The sequence below is a fragment of the Zavarzinella formosa DSM 19928 genome (assembly GCF_000255705.1).
Taxonomy (GTDB): Bacteria; Planctomycetota; Planctomycetia; order Gemmatales; family Gemmataceae; genus Zavarzinella; species Zavarzinella formosa.
This window is the reverse complement of the sequence record NZ_JH636440.1, coordinates 485,327-504,765: the sequence shown is the minus strand read 5'-3', so window position 1 is coordinate 504,765 and position 19,439 is coordinate 485,327. Positions and strand designations below refer to the sequence as shown.

At 59.5% G+C, this 19,439-nt stretch carries 14 protein-coding genes; 3 read left to right on the top strand and 11 right to left on the bottom strand.

The genetic code is table 11. The features are described 5' to 3' along the window. Positions 1-107 precede the first annotated feature (107 nt). On the top strand, positions 108-1,346 hold the full coding sequence (locus BGIM_RS0112985) for a DUF1501 domain-containing protein (RefSeq protein ID WP_020470200.1): 1,239 nt from the start codon (positions 108-110) through the stop codon (positions 1,344-1,346). A gap of 70 nt (positions 1,347-1,416) precedes the next feature. On the opposite strand, the gene BGIM_RS62820 is transcribed toward BGIM_RS0112985, so the two are convergent. The 8 genes from BGIM_RS62820 to BGIM_RS0112945 all read right to left on the bottom strand — a co-directional run bounded on the left by BGIM_RS62820 (position 1,417) and on the right by BGIM_RS0112945 (position 11,884). After that, a complete protein-coding gene (locus BGIM_RS62820; RefSeq protein ID WP_157368937.1) occupies positions 1,417-1,566 on the bottom strand; it encodes a hypothetical protein in 150 nt (49 codons plus the stop codon). A 21-nt stretch (positions 1,567-1,587) separates the two neighbouring features. Beyond that, a complete protein-coding gene (locus BGIM_RS67105; RefSeq protein WP_084759890.1) occupies positions 1,588-2,439 on the bottom strand; it encodes a DUF1559 family PulG-like putative transporter in 852 nt (283 codons plus the stop codon). A 146-nt stretch (positions 2,440-2,585) separates the two neighbouring features. Next, positions 2,586-4,163 carry a hypothetical protein gene (locus BGIM_RS0112970; protein WP_020470197.1) on the bottom strand — a complete coding sequence of 526 codons (1,578 nt, stop codon included), beginning with the start codon at positions 4,161-4,163 and terminating at the stop codon, positions 2,586-2,588. Between the two features lie 353 nt (positions 4,164-4,516). After that, the gene (locus BGIM_RS0112965; RefSeq protein ID WP_040888825.1) at positions 4,517-6,103 is read right to left on the bottom strand and encodes a hypothetical protein; all 1,587 of its coding nucleotides are present in this window, start codon (positions 6,101-6,103) and stop codon (positions 4,517-4,519) included. Beyond that, positions 6,090-6,905, bottom strand: a complete 816-nt coding sequence (locus tag BGIM_RS0112960) for a hypothetical protein (protein ID WP_020470195.1) — start codon at positions 6,903-6,905, stop codon at positions 6,090-6,092. Before BGIM_RS0112960 ends, BGIM_RS0112965 begins: the two co-directional genes overlap by 14 nt. Beyond that, a complete protein-coding gene (locus BGIM_RS67095; protein WP_020470194.1) occupies positions 6,902-8,707 on the bottom strand; it encodes a DUF1559 family PulG-like putative transporter in 1,806 nt (601 codons plus the stop codon). The genes BGIM_RS0112960 and BGIM_RS67095 overlap by 4 nt, the downstream gene beginning before the upstream one ends. 39 nt (positions 8,708-8,746) lie before the next feature. Further along, positions 8,747-10,492: a sigma-70 family RNA polymerase sigma factor gene (locus BGIM_RS57395; RefSeq protein WP_020470193.1), complete on the bottom strand. Its 1,746-nt coding sequence runs from the start codon at positions 10,490-10,492 to the stop codon at positions 8,747-8,749. A 9-nt stretch (positions 10,493-10,501) separates the two neighbouring features. Further along, entirely contained in the window at positions 10,502-11,884 is a 1,383-nt protein-coding gene (locus BGIM_RS0112945; RefSeq protein WP_157368935.1) for a hypothetical protein, read from the bottom strand. A gap of 201 nt (positions 11,885-12,085) precedes the next feature. Here BGIM_RS0112945 and BGIM_RS0112940 point away from each other — a divergent pair, with 201 nt between their 5' ends. After that, entirely contained in the window at positions 12,086-12,532 is a 447-nt protein-coding gene (locus BGIM_RS0112940; protein WP_020470191.1) for a tellurite resistance TerB family protein, read from the top strand. A gap of 78 nt (positions 12,533-12,610) precedes the next feature. Next, a complete protein-coding gene (locus tag BGIM_RS0112935) occupies positions 12,611-13,879 on the top strand; it encodes a hypothetical protein (protein ID WP_029630002.1) in 1,269 nt (422 codons plus the stop codon). 195 nt (positions 13,880-14,074) lie between these two features. Here BGIM_RS0112935 and BGIM_RS0112930 read toward each other — a convergent pair whose 3' ends face one another. The 3 genes from BGIM_RS0112930 to BGIM_RS0112920 all read right to left on the bottom strand — a co-directional run bounded on the left by BGIM_RS0112930 (position 14,075) and on the right by BGIM_RS0112920 (position 19,211). Then, positions 14,075-14,965 (bottom strand): PhzF family phenazine biosynthesis protein, encoded by an 891-nt coding sequence (locus BGIM_RS0112930; protein ID WP_020470189.1) that lies wholly within the window; start codon positions 14,963-14,965, stop codon positions 14,075-14,077. 61 nt (positions 14,966-15,026) lie between these two features. Continuing rightward, positions 15,027-16,307: a hypothetical protein gene (locus BGIM_RS0112925; RefSeq protein WP_020470188.1), complete on the bottom strand. Its 1,281-nt coding sequence runs from the start codon at positions 16,305-16,307 to the stop codon at positions 15,027-15,029. A 444-nt stretch (positions 16,308-16,751) separates the two neighbouring features. Next, entirely contained in the window at positions 16,752-19,211 is a 2,460-nt protein-coding gene (locus tag BGIM_RS0112920) for a YidC/Oxa1 family insertase periplasmic-domain containing protein (protein WP_020470187.1), read from the bottom strand. Between the last annotated feature and the right edge of the window lie 228 nt (positions 19,212-19,439).

The following is a 19,439-nucleotide window of genomic DNA, read 5'->3' as shown; positions in this document are numbered from 1 at the left end:
TTTGCTTCTGATCTGTTTTGTTCTTTGTGAAACTTTGTGTGATCTTTGTGCCTTTGTGGTTAGTGCTTTGCTTTCTCTTCCCTGATTTTCTCCATGAGGGGCAAACGATGAACCGACGTGACTTTCTCCGGCGTTCCACACTGCTGGCGACGACTCCGCTTATCCCCGCGTTTATCGAGCGCACGGCGAGGGCGGCCGAGCCGGAGAAGGACACCGTTCTCGTGGTCATCGAAATGACCGGCGGGAACGACGGGCTGAACACCGTCATCCCCTTCCGGGATGATAACTACTACAAAATGCGGCCAACCATCGGCCACCCGGTTAACACGGTGTTGAAACTTAACGACAGCATCGGCATTCACCCGTCGCTAAATACCCTGAAGCAAATGCACGATCAAGGGGCGCTGACCGTCGTGCAAGGGGTCGGCTATCCGAACCCGGACCGTTCTCACTTTGAGAGCATGGACCGCTGGCACTGCGGCGAAATCGCGGCCAAGGTTTCCGGCAACGGCTGGCTTGCCAAGAGCGTGCCGGACCTCGCCAAGAGCAAAGGGGGCGGCGTGCCGGTCGTGCATGTCGGCACCGAGAAGCTGCCGATGGCCTGCCGGGGAACCACGCAGGGGGTCTTCACCCTGAACCAAGAACAGCCCTTCGAGTTGAAGCTCGGCCTGCCCGGTTCGGAGGAAGAGGACACCCGGAAGAAGCTGCTCAAAGAGGTGGCCGGTTTGGGAGTCAATGACTCACAGGAATTGCTGCCGTTCGTGCAACGCCGACATCTGCAAACTTACTCGGCTTTCGACAAACTGCAAAAGGTAATGAAGGAAAGCGAAACCGAACGCCTGCGCGGCGGCATGGCAGCGAACACGCTTTATGCCAAGGCCGACTTGGTGGGCCGACTAATTTCGCAAGGCTTCGGCACACGGGTGTTTTACCTCGCCATCGACGGTTTCGACACGCACAGCAATCAATCCCAAACGCACGCCGGGTTGATGCAACAGATCGACCAAGCGGTGGCCGTCCTCTTCAACCGTTTGCGCGGCAATGGGGATGACAAGCGAACACTGGTGATGACCTTCAGCGAATTCGGCCGCCGGGCAGCCGAGAACGGCAGCAAGGGGACAGATCACGGCAGCGGTTCGAGCATGTTCCTCGTCGGCCCCGGCGCGCGGGGCGGCCCGGTCGGCACCCATCCGAGCCTGACGGACCTGACCGACGGCGACTTGAAGTATCACACCGACTTCCGCCGGGTATATGCCACCATCCTCGATCAATGGCTGAATGTGGACAGTAAGACCGTGCTGGGCGAGAAGTTCGAACACATGGATTTGCTGCGGAAACGAGCCTGAAAGCAGCGGAATCGAAAAAGAGGAGGCCCCGGACGGGGCCTCCTCTTCCGGCAATCATCACCTCAACAAATCACTTCTTCTTGGGGCTGGCATAGGGATCAACCGTTTGATTCATGCCCGGCGTGTCGGGTGGATTGACTGGTTTTGGGTCCGATTTTGAACAACCCGTCAGCATCACACCGGCGAGACTTCCGACGAGGACGATCTTCCGAAACATCATGAAATTCCGTTTCATTGCTGATTAGGGGAAAGTGACAACATTGCCGTCGGAATAGACCCACATTTGCCAGGAGATGGTCGAGTTGGCGGTGTATGAAATGCCGCGCACCGAACCGTCCGCCAGCAGGCCGTTCAGCGCCCCGATATGGGCGGAGCCAAAAAGCGCCTGCATCCCGGAGCTTCCCCGGAAGGAGGAGCAATAGGGGATGTCCGTGGCCGAGTAGCCGCCATTCTTGTCCTGCCGGAAGCCGAAGGGGCAGCGGAACCGCTCCAGACACGCCCCTTGATTGGTGCCGCCAGAGGTACAGTCGGTCGTCGAGGACCAAGTGTTGTCGTAAGGGCTGGCCGTGGCGGTGTAGGTGGAGGGGTCCATGCCTTTTTCGGCCAAAAACAGCGTGTTTGACATGCCGTCGGTGATGCTGGCGAACGTCTGGGGAGCCTGACTATAGCCATACAGGATCGACGAGCCGGTCGGGCTGAGCCACGAACTGGGGTGATGCGAGGCGGCGTAATCATGCCGCGCGCCGGCTGTCGTGCTTCGGCGGCTGGGGCAGAAGAAAATGCTCACGGGTTGTGGCGTCGTGGCCCAGTTCGTGGTCGCGAGGGCGGTTTGTTCGAGGTATGGCAGCAAGACGCCGTAATACGAAGTGCCCGCCGCCCAATCCGAGGGGAATTGGGACATCGTGTCGTGATAGTTGTGGAGCCCCAAACCCAATTGTTTGAGATTGTTCGTGCATTTCATCCGGTTGGCGGCTTCCCGGATCTTTTGCACGGCCGGCAACAGCAGGCCGATGAGAATGGCGATGATCGCAATCACCACCAACAATTCAATCAGCGTAAACCCGCGTCGTCTGTTCAAAACAAGACGGACCATCAAAGGCTCCTTGGGTCGGAGGGAGAGTGCCTGATTTCCATCAACTGAGCGATGAAGAAATTCAAGGTTTGTGATGTTGGCATGTCCGGCCAACTCAATCAAGTGAAAACTTTGTTTGTGTTACGCAATCAATACCGCGGCAAGCGTCAGCGCTGCGGGGAAAGCCCGCGCCGGACCAGAATGACGGCGGCGCCCAGCAAAAGCAGGGCGAAAATCCCCCCGCTGATGCCGATGTACAACCATTTCCGGGATTTCGGCTGCGGGACCGAATCAAGCATGATGGTCTGCGTGTCCCCGTTGCCGGGGGCCGGGGCGGTCACCAAGGACCGGCCGCTTTCGGGATCGACGAGTTTGCCGGATTTCACGGTCAGGTCGCTGATGTTTGTGTCGATGACGTTGGTGCAGTTGCCCCCCATGTCCGTCGCCAGGCGAAGCCGCCGGATCGGCGCGGTCACATATGGCATCCGGGCGATTTCCCGGATGCCCGGATTGTCCCCCTCCTGGGCCGAGAAGATCATTTCCGCGCCGACCCGTTGAACAATCAACCGGCCGCTCATGGCGGTGGTGCGAACCGACATCGTGTCGTAATTGTGGCCGACTTTGTGCGGGCTGTATCGGGTGATTCCATAGCGATGCCCGACATCCTTGGAAAAACTCCGGCCAAACGAAATAGAGCCGATGGGGCTTTCGGTTTCAAAGTTGATGTTCAAAGAGACGGAGCCATATCCCTCCCGGCTGCCGAAACTAGCCTTGTTCACCCGATACTTCATTGACACCTCGAAATCACCTTCGAGGGCAAACCGGGAATCACGGAACCAATATCCCGTGGCCTCCTTGCTGTAAGCGGGCAGGGTGGGGGGCACAACCCGCAATCCGTCCCCCTCGACCTTGAACACGCCGGCGTTATCGTTGGTGTTGCCAAAGTCTGTGAGAATCCGGGCCGCGTTTTTGGAGTAGTCAAGCTGGAGGGCATACTTTCCAACCGGGATCGCCGGGGGGACGGCTTGGGTCGCCTCCGGGCCGCGAATAATCCGGGCCGCCTTGATGACAAAGTTCGAGAACAAAACATTCAACGGTTGCAAGTCGGCCCCGTTTCCCTGATAGGCCGAGATCCGCAAATTTGGGGAGACCAACGGATTCGACGGATAGCGCACCAGTTCGACCAGCGGGGCGTCCGGCCCGTCGGCCGCCAGAAACACCACTTCGTCTCCCTGCCGTTTCATGCCGATCCGGCCGGTCGTTGAAACACGCGGAAACGTCAGCATGTTGAAATGCAAACCGCCGTCCCCTTTGGAATTGACGCGAAGCACCCGGAAACAGGAGGGTGACTCCGGGTGGGAGTTCACGTTGATTCCCATGATGCCGTGCTGGCCGCGGCCGGAGAGAGAGAGTTCCGCATTGACCTCGTTGGTGACTTTCTGCGGATCTCGCCCGAGCTTTCTCACGTCGTAGTTGGCGATGAACTCAAAATCCCCGCCCAAGGCGAACGCCGAAGAGGTTTGCCAGAGATTTATCCCGCGCTGGCCCGGCAGTTTGGCCGGCTCCGGGGGATCGACATTAATCAACATGCTGTTCCCCTCGCGCCGGAACACCGCTTTGTTCGTGGCGCCCACGATGGGGAATTCCTCCAACAATTTCTCGGGCGTGTCCTGGGCAAAACCAACCCCGGCCGAGAGCATCAGGAACAACAGGGGCAACCCCGTCCGGCGGTCAATCAGTTTCATGGTGATTTCCCTTTTGCTGGCGAATCAGCAACTCAAACCCGGCATGGATCAAGTATGACGAGCAAGGCAGGCAATTGGACGGAACCGGCGGTCAGATTTTCCCGTGAAAAGGACGCTAATGCAAAATTCAAACAGCAACATTTGCACCTGATCCCAAGAGCCCCACTGCGTGAGCGGTGGGGGTGACTGTCACACACAGAAATCCACCCCCACCGCTCACGCAGTGGGGCTCTTGGGATCTCACACAAAATGTCCGTCGAATCAGCGCCTCCCCGGCCCAAGCGTGGCCTTCGCGGACGCTTCCGGCTCGGAAAAAATCACTTCGCGTCAGTGGCCGGGCATCGCCTCAACCATCAGCGATTCGAGGAAAACCCTCCCCGGATCATGACGATGAAGACGCCCAAGAGAAGAACGCCGACAACCGCCACGCCGACACCGAGGAAAAGCCACTTCCGTGAGGCGGGTTGCGGAACCGAATCGAGCGTGATGGTCTGCGTGTCCCCGGTGGCCGGATCGGCGCCGACCGGGGCGGTCACCAACGGCGCTCCGCTTTCGGGATCGACCAGCTTGCCGGATTTCACGCTCAGATCGCTGATGAACATATCAATCGCGTTTGTGCAACTGCCGCCCATGTCCGTCGCCAGGCGAAACCGCGTGATCGGGCCGGTGGCGAACGGAAGCCGGCCGATTTCCATGAGGAGCGGGTTTTCCCCCTCCTGCGCGGAAAAGATCATCTCCGCGCCGACTCGTTGAACAATCAACCGGCCGCTCAGGGCATTGGCGCGGGCGGATTGCGTGTCGTATCGGGGGCCGGCCTTCGTGGGGCTGTGTCGCGTGATCCCGTAGCGATGCCCGAAATCGCGGGACAACCCGCGGCTAAAGGAAATGGAGCCAATGGGGCTTTCGGTTTCAAAATGCAAACTGAAGGACGCAGAGCCGTATCCCTCGGCGCCGATGAGATTGATCCGGTTGATCTGGTATCGCATCGACACCTCGAAATCACCCTCCAAGGCGAACTTGGAATCATGGAACCAATACGTGGCGGCATCTTTCTTGTACACCGGTTGCTCGGGCGGCACGATCCGAATTCCCTTGCCTTCGGCCCGGTAGACGCTCATCTGATCGTTGCTCCGGTTGAAGTCCGTGAGGATTCTCCCCGGCGTTTTTGAATAGTCGAGATGAAGCCCGTATGTCCCGGCGGGCACGGCCGGCGGCGTCACCTGCCTCGCCTCCGGGCCGCGAATGATGCGGTCGGCCTTGATGGCAAAATTCGAGAAGAGAACATGCACCGGTTGCATGTCGGGCCCGTTTCCTTGAAAGGCTGAGACGCGCAGATTCGGGGAAACCAACGGATTCCACGGATAGCGCACCAGTTCGACCGGTTGGGCATCCGGTCCGTCGGCCGCCAGCAGGATCACGTCCGCCCCCTGGCGGCGTATGCCGATCCGGCCCGTCTGGAACTTCCGGGGAAAGGCCACGATATTGTAATGCTTGCCCCCGTCGCGTTTCGGGTTGGTGCGGACCACCCGGAAGCATGTTCCCGAATCAGGGATGGAAGTCACATTGATGCCGATGCCGTTGTGATAACCCCGCCCCGTCATCGCGATTTCGGCATTCGCCTCGGCGGTGATTTTCTTCGGGTCTTTCGCCAGTTGCCTCACGTCGAAATCGACGAAGAATTCAAAATCCCCGCCCACCGCAAAGGTTGAAAGCAACTGCGTGAAACTCTGCGTCCGCTGGCCGGGCAAAAAAGGCAGCAACGGGCTTTTGGCATTGATGAGCAAACCGTTCCCCTCGCGGGTGAAAACGGTTTTGTCGGTGTCCGTGGAGTCGGTGAACTCATCCAGCAGTTTCTCGGCCGTCTCCTGGGTACACCCGGAACCGGCGAATAACAACACGAACACCAGAGGCAGCATCGCCGGGCGATTAGCTGTTTTCATGGCGATTTCTCCTTCTTTTGAGAATCAGCAACACAAGCCCGGCCAGAAAAACAGGCAGCGAAAACACCAGAAGCCATTTGGTCCAGGGCCAGCGGGTGTCCGGCGGAAAGGCCGCCCCGTTGATGGCATCGGCCCGCACGACGATGGACGAAAACCGGCCGTCGATGGGCAGTTCGGCCCCGCCGGTGTCGCAGTAAAACCGAATCTGGTTGATCGGGTCGGCGCCAAAGGGAATTCGCTTCAATTCCTTCAATTCGCCTTTATTCTCGGCGGCCAGCAAGATCAGTTCTTTGCCCGTTCGCCGGATGCCAAGCCGGCCCTTTTTGGCGCTGGTGGAAAACGGTTCGGCCTCGTATTTCTTCTCAGGCTCCCCCGGCAACTCCCGCGTGACAATCAGGCACGAACTCCAGTCCGCGTGATGGGAGCGAGAGAGGAACACGGCGCCCAACGGGCCATTGGTGTGGACGGCGATGCCGAGGGACATGCCGTATCCCGTGGCCGGTTTCGCCAGATCGATGGCATCGTAATCGGCCAGCAACTCGAAGTCCCCGGCAAGCGTGAAATGGGAATAGATCCCCGCCTGCGTGGAGTCCTTGGGGGCTTTCTTGATCTTCAAGCGGACGCTGTTGCGGTCAAGGCCGATGGTCCGGTAGGGATCGTAGCCGTATCGGGCGAAGGCCGCGTTGAGGATGTAATCAACCCGCTCGCTTTGAATCTCCTGCTTCATGTCCCCGGCGAATCCCGAAGAGATTGCCGACAGGGAGATCATGATGGCGAATAACAAGGCATTGAGGAATCTCATGGCGCGCTCACCACCTCTCCGCCGGACGGGGTGAGCAAACCCAGCAGAACATCCCACGGCGTCTGGTAATTGAGGATTCGCACGCTTCCGTCGCCGAAGGCAAATGGCACGCCTCCGACATGTTTTGAACCCCAGCTATCCTTGTAAGGGATGCCGGGCGCGTCCTGATACAGCGCCAGCCCGCCCCGCGACCCTCCCTTCGATCCGCCGATGAAATAAGGCTCGTCCCAGTACCAACTCGTGGGTATCTGGATCGTCGGGTCAACCGCCTTCTCGCCGATCAGGGCCGTGTTGGAAAGCCCGTCCGTGAAGCGGTTCATCGAATAGACGACGGGCCGGTTGGCGAAGGCCTGCAAGTTCACCGCGTAATCGATTTTGGCCCACGCCAGCCCACCGCTAAGGTATTTTCCGTGGATGTCCTCCGCATCCGGCGTTTGCGCTTTGGCTCGCCCGCGCATCGGGCAGAGATACGGCGGGACCACTTGGTTTTGCGCCGCCAGCCGGAAGGCGTTGTCCTGCTCCACCTGCGGAAGAATCGAATAGGCCCAGCTTCCGGTCTGGGCGGCGGGGGCCAGATTCGGGGCGCCGACGCCCCACCGGTACAACTGACTCACTTCCTTGTCGTAAGTTTCCGGCGTGAACAGCGCGCCGGTCGAGTCTTTGATTTTTTGCGCTCCGTCCCATCCGCCGTTGCTCGGAAAGCATTGGTTGATGTCGTGAAAATTATGCATGGCGAGGCCGATTTGCTTGAGGTTGTTGGTGCAACTCGCCTGAGCCGCCGTTCGGCGGACGCTCTGCACGGCCGGAAGCAGCAGCGAAATCAGGATGCCGATGAGGGCGATCACCACCAACAGTTCGACCAGCGAAAACCCCGGCCGCCGGGCAGCGGGCTTCGGACGCTGACGGAGATTGCCAAGAACCGCAACCATCGAGACCCCCAGGAACAACACGGCGATCAGCCACACCCAGCCAACCGGCGGGCGTTTGGCGGGGTCTTTCTCTTCCTTCACCGGTTCGTTGTTGGTTGCCGGGATGTTGGGGATCGGGGGAAGCGGGATGGCGGTCTCCGCCGGAAAGCCCACGAACAGCGGTGCCTTGCCCGGCCGGCCGTCATCATCGATGCCCGTGTAACCGATCTCCAGATTGGAGAACCGCATCGACAATGATTGCGTTTCCCCGCCCGAATCGCCATAAACGCGAACCCGGAGCCGGGTCGTTTCCCGGAAGGAGATTCTGTCCAGCAATTTCCACGGGGCGTCGGCGGCATCGGAGACGAAACACTCGGCCAAACCGTCGATCCGGCGAATCATCAGGCGGCCGCCATCGCTGGCCGCCTGATATTTGCGAAGATCGTACTGGTTTTTGCCGTTCTCGCGGTGACGGTAAACCACCACATACGTTTGCACGCCCGTCACCTCCCGGCCGCGAAGTGTCATGACCGATTCCTCCGCGCCATCAATGGCGATCCCGCCGGCCATTCCATAACCCTCTTTCGGATGAGGAAGACGCAACACTTCGTAATCCGTCTTCACCTGAAAATCCCCGGAGATTAAAAACCGGGAATTGATGCTCAACTGCGAATTCGGCGCGGTCATCGTCGGCGGCAGGTTGATTTGCACACCGGCCCCCCGGCGAACCAAGGCGTTGGGCTTGTCTTTTCCAACGAACTCAAACATCTCGTTCATCCAAACCGGGGCGTTCGCAAATTTCAATTCATGGGGCCACGACGGCTCCTGCCCGCCGACCTTGAGGCACGGCAGGCCGGCGAGAAGCAGCACACTGATGATTCGCAACCGGTCCAAGATGATTTCTCCCCCCGCACGGCCGGATATCCGGTCATCTCACCGTTGCCAGTCAATCCAGAAGGGACGGCCGTACAAACGGTTGACGCCGGTTGTCTCCCCGGTCATGACCCTCACCGGAAGAATTTTCGGACCAGCCTCGCCGCTCGCCCGCCGGATGACAATGCTCTCCAGCCGCGAACCCGGCCCCGTTGATCCGCACAACAAATCCCGGCCATCCGGGGACCAGCCATAGAACCGGTCGGACGGTTCGCCCGTGAACTCGCGCAGTATCCCCGCCTCCAAGTCGAAGACGGCCGGCCGGATTACATTCGCCGCGGATTGTTTCACCCCCGCCGCGGATCGCCCATCTGGCGAGAATCGCCACTGCATGGCCAGTTCCGCCGGCCCGACGTTCAACGTCATAATGGTCCGCCGGGTGTTTTTCGCATCAACCAACGCCAGTTGGGCCTCCCCGCCGTCGGCGGGCCGGATCACCGCCAGAATCATCGTCCCGTCCGGCCGGAGGTCAATCGCCGTGTGGGTTTCCGGCAGGAGGATCCCCGCCGCCCCCGCTTTCATTTCCAGTGATCGCAGCGTCAGCGGCTCGAAGGTCGTCGTCAGCATCGGCCGACTGTCCGGGGAATAGAAGAACGTCCGCGCGTCCCTTCCAACCCGTGTTCCGGGAAAAGGATCGGCGAACCGCCAGAGACACAAGAAATGCCCCTCTGGCGTCAGGTGTTCAAAAAACAGCGATTGCCTGTCCGGCGCCAGACGAAAGCGGCCAATCGCCCCGTGCGGCAGGGGAGGGCTGATGGCGGTGGGATCGCCTCCGTCGGGGTTCAGCAGGTAAAACGCGCGCTCGGACGCCATCACGATATGCCCGGCATGATATCTCCAGACAGGCCCGCTCTCTTGTGAGACCACGGGAGTAGGAGCCGACGGAATCGGTGTGTGGCGCGGCGAAATTACCGAAACCGCCACTGTTGCCGCCACCGTCGAGGTCGCGGCGATCCCGGCGGCGACCGCCGATACTTTCGTCACCACCGTCGAGGTCATCTTCCCGGCCACATCCGCGACCAAGGGCGAAACGCCTGCCGTGACGGAACCGGCCGCATGGCCGAGAACATTCCCCCCCACCGTCGCCGCCAGCGATTGGGGAACCTGGACCAGCAGCATGGCGGCGCTCATCGTCGAGGCAAACGCGAGTTTGTGCCCGGCCAGTTGCTCGGCCAGCCGATCACGCGCCCGTTCAAGACGGCCGCGAAAGACGTTCGGCGTCAGGCCCAACGCCTTGGCGGCCTCTTCGTGGCTTTTCTCCTCCAGATAAACCAGCACGAGGGGAGCCTTGTGCTTCTCCGGCAATTTGTCGAGTTCGGCGTGCAAAATCTCACGGGCTTCGCGGAAAGTGAGTTCGTCCAGAGCGTCGCCAACGGCCGGGTTCGTCGGCCGCGATTGCGCCCGCTGACGATCCCGAATCAATCGCTGCTGATAATTCCTTGCGGTTTTCAGCGACACCCCGTGCAGCCAGCTCGCCACCGATCCCCGCTGGCGAATCGACCTGGCCCGCTTCGCCAACACCAGAAACGTCGCCTGTGTCGCATCCTCGGCGTCATGTTCGTTGCCAAGAACGCTTCGGCAAACGCGATAAACCATCGGGGAATGCCGTTCGACCAGCTTCGTAAAAGCCGCCGCGTTGGAATCCGCCGCAAAGCGCGTCAGGAGGGCGTCGTCGCCATCGTCGGGGCGTTTGGCTGGGGAAAGCCCCGGAATCAACCCCCGCATTCGTTCGGGAAACCATCCCATGCGACACGCCTACGTCCGGGAATTCAATGAACCCTTTGGGAGAGTAGTGTCCGCCGACGGAATTTCTTCACGCGGAAATCCGAAAAATTTTCCCACCCCCCGGCAAACGGTGTCCAGCCACCAGGCGAGCAACAAGACTTTCAGCCCCCACAGAGGGAATTCATAACGGTCGTAATAACTCACCACCACATAAGGCAATAGATAAACCACCAGCAATCCAAGCCCCGCCCAGACGGCGGACGGATGCCTCACCAACGGGGCCATCAACAAAAGTGAAATGGCCGCAAAAATCGGCAGCGGATGCAACAGGTAACAAATCGTCACCACGGTCGGCCGCTGATATTCTTGCTCATCCATCGGGCTGTAATCAACCGTGGCCGCCAACAGGCGATCTTGCGCTTTGCGGACAAACAGCATGGGGTTCTGCCGCACCGCGTGCCAGAAGGCGGCCCGCTTGGCGTCGAGGAAGGCCATCTCTCCCTTCTCCGCGCACTCGGCCCGCTCCGTCCCGTTCTGGGCGTAGGGATGGGTGCCGAAAACCTTCGTCTTCAATCGGCCCTCGTCGTTGAGTAATTGCGACTGGTACAATTCGTAAGCCAGATTCGATTTGACCGGGATAAACCGCTTGAAAACGATGGCGTTGCGGACCACCCACGGCATCATCACCAAGGTCGCAACCCCGATCGCCAGCAATGGTTTGCGCCACTGCCGATGCCTGATCGCCTCGGCCGCCGTCATCACTCCCCAGCACAATCCGGTGATCGGGCTAATCAGCATGACAAGCCCGCCGCCGAAGCCCCAAACGACGGCCCGCCGGGAAGACTCCGTGATTCGCCCCCACACAATGCCGGCGACCAGAAAATCGACGGCCAGAAGCACCAGCCACGAATCATGGGTGACTTGAAACGCCGTGTGAAACCGCGTGACCAACGCCAGGACCGTCAAGCCGACCACCACCAAACTCGGGACCTTCGGGGCGGTCCGGCGCGCCACGACAAGCGTCAGCAGCCCGGTGACGCAAAGTGAAAACACTTGCGAGATAATAATCACATTCATGACGGCGGTTTTGTCCTTGTCGAACATCCACAGCAACCCGGCCTCGTACAAGGTCAGCACCGGCGGCATCCACGCGGTCGGGCCGGTGGGCGTCTTGAACGGATCGGCATAGCCCCGGCCGGAGACGAGGGCTTCGGCGATGTTGAGGTATTCGGCCCCGAGGTGCTTGTTGTCGTTCGCGTTCACGCCAACTTTGAACGGGGGAAACCAGGCATATTCATTGGGATCTTCCACATCGTGGCTGAGATTCGCATAAACGGACGCCCCGACAATTCCGGCGATCATCAGGATCAGACTCGCCAAAAAATCCGGGCTGCGATGCCACGGCTGAAGCATGATCGTCGTCCTCAAACGCTGGTCCGGGAGTATCCCTAACATGACGACGAACCGCCGGGCGTCAATCCAAAAATCCCGACAATCGGCGCAAAACTCTTTCCAGACAGGATTTTCGCCGCCGGTCACTTTTCCTTGACTCTCCCCCCGCATCGATTAAATTGGGGCGTGCAATTCCATCACGTCTTTTTCGCAAGGTGACTCATGGGCCTGTTCGACAATCTCTTCGGCGACAAATCAACCAGCAACCGCGAACTCAGCAAACAAGAAGCCTTTGCGGGCATTTTGCTCGGGGCCAGCGCCTGCGACGGCCACATTTCCGACGAGGAGGTTCAAAGCCTCTTCACGACGACAGAGCGGATGAAACTGTATGAAAACATGGTCCCCGCCAAATGGAATTCCATGATGGATTCATTGGTCAAGATCCTCAAGAAAGAAGGCCCGACAGGCTTGGTGGACCGTTGCGCCCGCGCGCTGCCCGAGGGACTGGCGGACACGGCCTTCGCCAACGCCTGCGACATGGTTCTCGCCGATGGCGTCGTCGAAGATGAGGAAAAAGAATTCCTCGACCACCTGCAAAAAGCCCTCGGCATCGACGGCGACACCGCCTTAACCATCGTGGAAGTGATGATTACGAAGAACAAGGGCTGAACGGGCGTCTAAGGAATCTGGATGGTTTTCGGCAACCGGGTCAGACACCCGGCCCGAGTCAAAATCGCAAAGGCATCCATGATTTCCAGACGCACTTTTTTGAGCGCGGCCGGGGCGGCCGTGATCGGAACCGGATTATCAGCCGAAGAACCCGGCAAACAGCCGCGCAAGAAACTGGCCATCGTGACCACGGAGTGGCGATATCTTTCGCACGCCTGGCACATGGGAGAGCGTTTTCTGGCCGGTTACCCGATCAAAGGGCGCTGGCACCGCCCGGCGATTGACGTGGTTTCCGCATATGTGGATCAATTTCCCAAAAACGACCTGAGCCGGGACCGTGCCCGCGAATCCGGTTTCACCATCTATAAATCGGTTGCCGAAGCCCTGCGCTGCGGCACGAACAAGCTCGCCGTCGATGCCGTGCTGATTATCGGCGAACACGGTGACTACCCGAACAACGAGTTCGGCCAAAAGAAGTATCCCCGCTACGAGTTCTTCAAGCAAGCCGCGGAAGTCTTCAAGAAAGACGGCCGCGTGGCGCCCATCTTTAACGACAAACACCTCTCTTGGAAATGGGATTGGGCGAAGGAAATGGTGGACACCGCCAAGGAAATGAAGATCCCGTTTTTGGCCGGATCGTCCTTGCCGCTGACGTGGCGGCTGCCGGCCGTTGAGATGCCGCTTGGAGCCGAGATTGAAGAAGTCATGAGCTTGGCGCACGGATCAGTGGACAGCTACGACTTCCATGCCTTGGAAGTCATTCAGTGCATGGCCGAACGGCGCAAGGGAGGCGAAACAGGTGTGGTCGCGCTGCAAGCCCTTCGCGGCGACTCCGTTTGGAAGGCGATGGAAACGGGAACATGGAATGTCGGCGGGTGGGACCCCAAATTGTTTGAAGCGTGTCTCTGCCGCAGCCAGACTTTGGCGCAGGCCCCGACGAACAGCCATCGCCACCCGACGCTCAACCAGATGCGCGAGTGGGTCAAATCACCAGTGGCTTATCGCATTGAATATGCCGATGGCCTGAAGGCCACCATGCTCTTGGTGAACGGCCTTGTCACCGACTTCACCTTCGCCGCCCGCCTCAAGGGAGAGGCTGAACCCCTCTCGACGCTGTTCTACCTGCCACCAAACCCGAACGTCGCCTACTCGGCCGCCCTGATGTCGAAGGCCGAGGAACTGTTCATGACCGGCCAGGCCCCGTATCCCATCGAGCGGACACTCCTCACCGGGGGACTGGTCGAGGCGGGAATGCAATCGCTCGGCAAAGACCAAAAGCGACTGGAAACCCCACACTTGGCGATCCGGTATCAACCACCCAAGGCGTCATTGTTCTCGAAGGAATGAAGAGAAGAGGAATGAAGAGAAGAGTTCTCGCAAAGTACGCAAAGGGGACGCAAAGTTCGCCAGAGTCAATGAAAAATGGTTCTCGAATCATCCGGCCCCGGAGTCATCATTTATTTCGTCGACTCTTGGCGAACTTTGCGTCCCCTTTGCGTACTTTGCGAGAACTCTTCTCTTCATTCCTCTTCTCTTCTCCTCTCAATCAACTATCTGCTCACCCACAAGACAGCCCGCTCCGGCGATTCGCACTTCACACATTTCGCCGCGCTGGTCTGTCCACACCAACACCCGGCCATCGCGGCCGACTTCTTGCCCTTGCTCCACCACCAGCGGCGACGGCGGCGAACCGATGAACTTTCGGTAGTAAGCCCCCAGCACCCCGGAGGCCGTCCCGGTCACGGGGTCTTCCGTCGTTCCCGAACGGGGAGACGAGAAATGCCGGGCATGAAGATGGGATTGCGGGTCGATGACCTCGCGGCAGAAGGGGTGGACCGAGGCCGTCGGCATCTCGGCCAGCACATCGGGGAACTCGGCGTTTCGCGGGATCATCCGCCGAATCGCCGCGAGCGTTCGCACCGGGACCACCAGCGTCCAAAGACCGGTGCTGCCGTAAACGACCGGCAACTCCGGGTCGAAATCGGCCTCCTCCACGCCAAGGGATCGGGCCAATTTCGCCCGGTTTCCTTGAAATTCGACGAATTGCGCCGGGGCCTGTGTCATCGTCACCATCAACTGGCCGACCGGGTCGATTTCAAGAACAATGGGAAGCATCCCGGCCAGCGTTTCCAGCATGAGCCGGCACGGAACCGGCCGGGGCAACAGCCCGTGATGGTGCAGGGCGACAAAACTGGCCACCGTGGCGTGACCGCACAAATTGACTTCATGGCCGGGAGTGAAATACCGGAGGCGAAGATCCCCGCGAGCCGAGGGAAGGACAAACGCCGTCTCGTTGAACCCAACCTCCCGCGCGACATGTTGCATCGCCTCGTCATCAAGCCCGGAGGCATCCAAGACCACCCCGGCCGGATTCCCCATGCGCGGTGTCGTCGAAAAAGCATCAACATGAAGAACACGAACCATGCGGCTCATCCTCACACACTCGATATCGTTCGCCCGGCCCGTAACAGGCCCGCCGAATCGCTCAACAAATCTATTGCTTCCACGCGAGCGTGACCTTCTCCGTCGCCGGGTCAATCAAGAACAGGAACGATTCGGCTTTCCCCGGCCGGCCGTTTTCATCTCGCGAAGGCGCCCCGCCGATTAACACCGCCAGATGGTCGCCGGCGCTGATCAGTTGAGCGCGGTTCTCGAACCCGATACGGCCGATTACTCCGGGAAACATTGGCGCGGGCATCCGCGTTGATTTCAAAATCGCCCCTTGGGCGCTCATTTGGTACAAGACCGGGCGTCCTCCGTCATCCGATCCGGCAAATTCTTGCCCGAGACCATACAGCATGTCATCCTTCGGGTGGTAGGCCAGTCCGGTCAGTTCGGTCAACCGGGGCAATTCGGCCACCGCCCCCCACTTCCCGGTGGCTGGAACATACTCGCAAATGGTTCTGTTGGCGACCACCAACAGCCGCTCCCGCTTGGTGTCAAAGGCCATTGCGCGGAGCGAGCCAATGTTCACCGTCCCCGGAGTAGGCGTCAGTTTGACGCTTGTTCGCTTCTCCAAGTCCGCCTCATGGATGTCGTGCGCGGTCATCCCGTAATGCTTCTTCCCCTTGGGGTCGAAAACCAGCCGGACAAGCCTGCCGGGGAGCGGCTTGAACGTGGCTCGAACCGGGCCGTCTTGGGTGAAATCCCCCAACGATCCGGCTGTCTCATGGCCGCCCGTTGCGACGAGATGAACAGCTTGAAATTTGACCTTCGGAATCTCGGCCGCCCGCGACAGTGTGGGATAGACGGAGGACAGCCTTGGTTCATCCTGGATGGCGTCCACCAAAAAAGGGAAAGCAGGTTTGAAGCTGTAAACCCCTTGAAAACTCCTGATTTCCTGGCCGGTCAGCTCATGAATCGCCTGGACGGACGGGCGAAATCGCGGGGAGTCCAGCTTATAGTGCAGATACAAATACGGCTTTTCATCCCGGCCCTCGTGGAAATACTTGACCACTTCGGTCCCGTTCGGCACATTGGCCGCCTGGCCGTGATACCCGGCAAGAATGACTTTTTTGATGATGGTTTTGGGAGTGGCGGTCACATCCCAAGTGACCGGGTTATAACCGCTGAGGACGAGCGTGACCTCGACACCCGGCCGGTCCACCTTGACGCTCGCCGTCGGATTGGCGGCCTTGCGATCAACTTCGTTGACGGCCACCACATGCAGTTCCGTCGGGCCGGCCGGTTTTGCCTCCGGCAGACGGGGGAGGGCCGCCCCTTGGGCGGCGAAAAGGGCCAATGACAGCAGAGCGTTGCAAAAGGGTTTTAACATGGCTGCTCCGGGGGTGACGGGCATCGCCATCAGGCGACCGGTCAGATCAGACCGGAAGGCTGCCGGTGGCGAGAACTATCCCCAAAGCTATCGAGCATTCCCAATCGACACAATGAAATTGCGATGGCCACGAGGCCCCTTCCCCAAACCTTCATGAATGGCCGAAACCACTAATTAAACTCCGCTTTGACGCCGGTCAGTGGTCACTGGTCATTCACGAGTTATACCGAATCACATTGATTAACATCCAAGGTGAAGCCTCGGAGACCCCCTCCGGCTCCCCCTTGCCAAGGGGGAGAGGAAATCCGGTCTCTGCCAAAACCATCAGCCTCGGAAGAGAGGCCGGTTTTGCTCTCCCCCTTGGCAAGGGGGAGCCGGAGGGGGTCTTGACTTTAACCTTTCGTCAGTGATCAAAGCGATTCGGTATTAGTCATTCCCTGACGCTTACTTTTTCTTTTTCCGCGGATTCCCGGCAGGCTTCTGTGGTTCCTTGGTCACCTGTTGTTGCTTTTGGGCTTCCTCCAGCAATTGTTCCCAGCGGGTCTTCAACTCGGCCTTTTTGCGACCAAGCCAGCCCTTGGGGGCCTCCGGTTTCGGCTTGTCGGCCGGGCTGGTTCCCTTGGGTTCCGAGGTTGGCAGTTTGACATTTTTGATGAGCCGCCGTTCGATCATCCCCCACACGCTGGACATGATGAAGTAGATGCACAACCCGGCCGCCACCTTGTAGAAGAAGAACGCCATGAAGACCATCATGAACTTCATGGTCTTCTGCTGCATTTGCATCTGCGGATCGTCCGTCTTCGGCATCATCTTCGACTGCGTGTACATCATCAGCCCGACGGCCACCATCGGCAGCAGGTTGAAATACGGCCCGAGGTAGAACGTCGAACCCAAGTCTTCCGGCGAACTGATGAACGGGATCTTCTCCGTCCACCAAATCAGCATGTCCGGGGCCGCGAGGTTGGGCAGCCAGAGGAAGGGCTCCAACCGGAAGAACACGCTCTCTTGGAGGGCATAATACAGCCCCATGAAAATCGGCATTTGGGCCAGCAGCAAGAAACAGCCGCCGAAGGCTGCCGCCGGATTGATGCCATGCTCGCGGTAGAGCTTCATCTTCTCGACATTGAGGCGGTTGTAATCGTTGCCGTACTTCTCCGTGAGCTTCTTCATCTCCGGAGCCACTTTGGCCTGTTTCTCTTGCATGATCTTGGCATTGATCGATTGCCGCCGGCTGAACGGGTGCAACATCCCCCGGACGAAGACGGTGATGACGATGATGCAAATGCCAAGACTCGGGATGATGCCCGTGAGAACGCCGAGCAGCGAATGCACGATGTTCGTGAACACGATCACCAAGTCAGTCCAGAAAATCGCGTTGGCGAAGCGGCCCAAGAAGTTCGGCATCGGGGCGTCGGTCAGCGTGCTGAGGTGCAGGGCGTCCTTGTAACGCTCCACCGTCTCCTCGGGGACGGCTTCCGCACCCTTGAGTTGCTTCAACAACCGAACCTTCACCGGCCCTTGATACAGCACATAGGAGTGGCTGACCGGAACCGCCGCGTCAACGGCCTTGCTGATGGCCCGGAAGGTCATGTCGTCGAGAAATTCCTTGCCCTTGTTCGTCGGCCCTTGGGGAGTGAAGCGAATGTATTCGATGTAATCCGGCTTCTGTCCGGCGGGTTGGACATTGTCCAGGGCCAGCACGGAGGCGAAATACTGCACCATCAACCCGGCATAGCGGATCGGCTTGGTGTCCTTGCCCACCAGCCGGTCGCTTCCCTCGGTGAGGCGAACTTCCCGGATGTCTTCCAGAGACCGCGTCGCGTTATCCCTCGTGTCCACCCAACCGACGACGCCCTGACGATGGGTGGTCGCGTACCATTCGCCTTCGAGGGGAATCCCCTTGGGTCCGTCGATCTGATAACGGAAACCTTCCGAGCGAACGCCCTCGGGGCGTCCGGAGGGCGTCAGTGTTACGTTGAGACCAACGTGATATTCATCCCGCTTCAACGTGTAAGTCTTGGTGATCTTCACATAGTGCGGCTCGCCCAGTTCCGTCTCGAAGGAAACAGTTTGCACGGAGCCATCGGAGGACGTGGTATTGTCAACAATCTTCCAGTTGCGTTCCCCGAGGGTGTTCACCGGGTGGTCGTCAGAAGCTTTTTCGTAGTGGTACATCACATAGGAGGGATGTTCCAGATAATCCGTGAACCGGGGAATCTTGCCGGGCACCAGTTCCGGCACGGGAACCTGCCGTTGCTCGCGGATGGTGGGCATCCGGGGAACGCGCACGCCGGGGATCAGGTGCAACGGCTTCTTGGAACCGTCGGCCTCCGTGACAGGCAATCCTTCCCGGTCGGCATGTTGGAAGCGGGCCAGCACCACTTGCTGGATGGAGGCCCCCTTCGTGTTGAGCATCACCCGCAGATGATAGGTGTTCTCGGAGTGCCCCAAGGGAACCAATTCCGGCTGGTCGGCCGGCTTGGGCGCGTGCAGTTGGAAACGGTTGGCGACGGGCATTTGAGACAGCGGCCGATCATCGGCAGGCATCGCGGCCAGCAACCCGCCGGTGACGAACAAGACCGTCTCACGGTATTCAAACAACGGAACGCGCGGCAGATTGACGACGGGTGATGTGGGGGCCGCCATCCCGCCGACGACCGACATGACCGCCTCCTGGCGGCCTCGCATGATGTATTTCCGCTCCTGCTCTTGTTGCTCCAAAGCAGGCGCCTCGATGCGGATGGCCGTGTCAATCAGCCCGCCCCCGGCAAATGCGGCCAGCTCACGCTCGGCCGGTTTTTTCGGGGGAGGAGGCCAGATGGCGTTCTGGATGAACGGCCAGCCAATCAAAACGGCGGCGCCGATGATGAGGTAAACGAAGGCGAAACGGTTGCGTGGTTGCATCGGGGTATCTTAGCGGAGCCTGTGAAGATCGGGTATTAGGTGGTTCGCCGAACCGTCGAATCCTTTTTGGCTATCTTTGCCCGTCTTCACAATTCCCCGGCCAGTCAAATTAATTGGCCGACTGTTTCTCACGATTTGAACTTATTTCCCTCGACAAGCATCACGGGGCGAGTTATTCCCCCGCTCACATTCCTGCATCGGAAGGCCGTTGCGAGGTTGTCAGTTGAT

What these genes read in the sequence shown, in the direction of transcription:
- BGIM_RS0112985 (WP_020470200.1), top strand. Translation starts at nt 108, where the DNA reads ATGAACCGACGTGACTTTCTCCGGCGTTCCACACTGCTGGCGACGACT.
- BGIM_RS62820 (WP_157368937.1), bottom strand. Translation starts at nt 1,566, where the DNA reads ATGATGTTTCGGAAGATCGTCCTCGTCGGAAGTCTCGCCGGTGTGATG.
- BGIM_RS67105 (WP_084759890.1), bottom strand. Translation starts at nt 2,439, where the DNA reads ATGGTCCGTCTTGTTTTGAACAGACGACGCGGGTTTACGCTGATTGAA.
- BGIM_RS0112970 (WP_020470197.1), bottom strand. Translation starts at nt 4,163, where the DNA reads ATGAAACTGATTGACCGCCGGACGGGGTTGCCCCTGTTGTTCCTGATG.
- BGIM_RS0112965 (WP_040888825.1), bottom strand. Translation starts at nt 6,103, where the DNA reads ATGAAAACAGCTAATCGCCCGGCGATGCTGCCTCTGGTGTTCGTGTTG.
- BGIM_RS0112960 (WP_020470195.1), bottom strand. Translation starts at nt 6,905, where the DNA reads ATGAGATTCCTCAATGCCTTGTTATTCGCCATCATGATCTCCCTGTCG.
- BGIM_RS57395 (WP_020470193.1), bottom strand. Translation starts at nt 10,492, where the DNA reads ATGGGATGGTTTCCCGAACGAATGCGGGGGTTGATTCCGGGGCTTTCC.
- BGIM_RS0112945 (WP_157368935.1), bottom strand. Translation starts at nt 11,884, where the DNA reads ATGCTTCAGCCGTGGCATCGCAGCCCGGATTTTTTGGCGAGTCTGATC.
- BGIM_RS0112940 (WP_020470191.1), top strand. Translation starts at nt 12,086, where the DNA reads ATGGGCCTGTTCGACAATCTCTTCGGCGACAAATCAACCAGCAACCGC.
- BGIM_RS0112935 (WP_029630002.1), top strand. Translation starts at nt 12,611, where the DNA reads ATGATTTCCAGACGCACTTTTTTGAGCGCGGCCGGGGCGGCCGTGATC.
- BGIM_RS0112930 (WP_020470189.1), bottom strand. Translation starts at nt 14,965, where the DNA reads ATGAGCCGCATGGTTCGTGTTCTTCATGTTGATGCTTTTTCGACGACA.
- BGIM_RS0112925 (WP_020470188.1), bottom strand. Translation starts at nt 16,307, where the DNA reads ATGTTAAAACCCTTTTGCAACGCTCTGCTGTCATTGGCCCTTTTCGCC.
- BGIM_RS0112920 (WP_020470187.1), bottom strand. Translation starts at nt 19,211, where the DNA reads ATGCAACCACGCAACCGTTTCGCCTTCGTTTACCTCATCATCGGCGCC.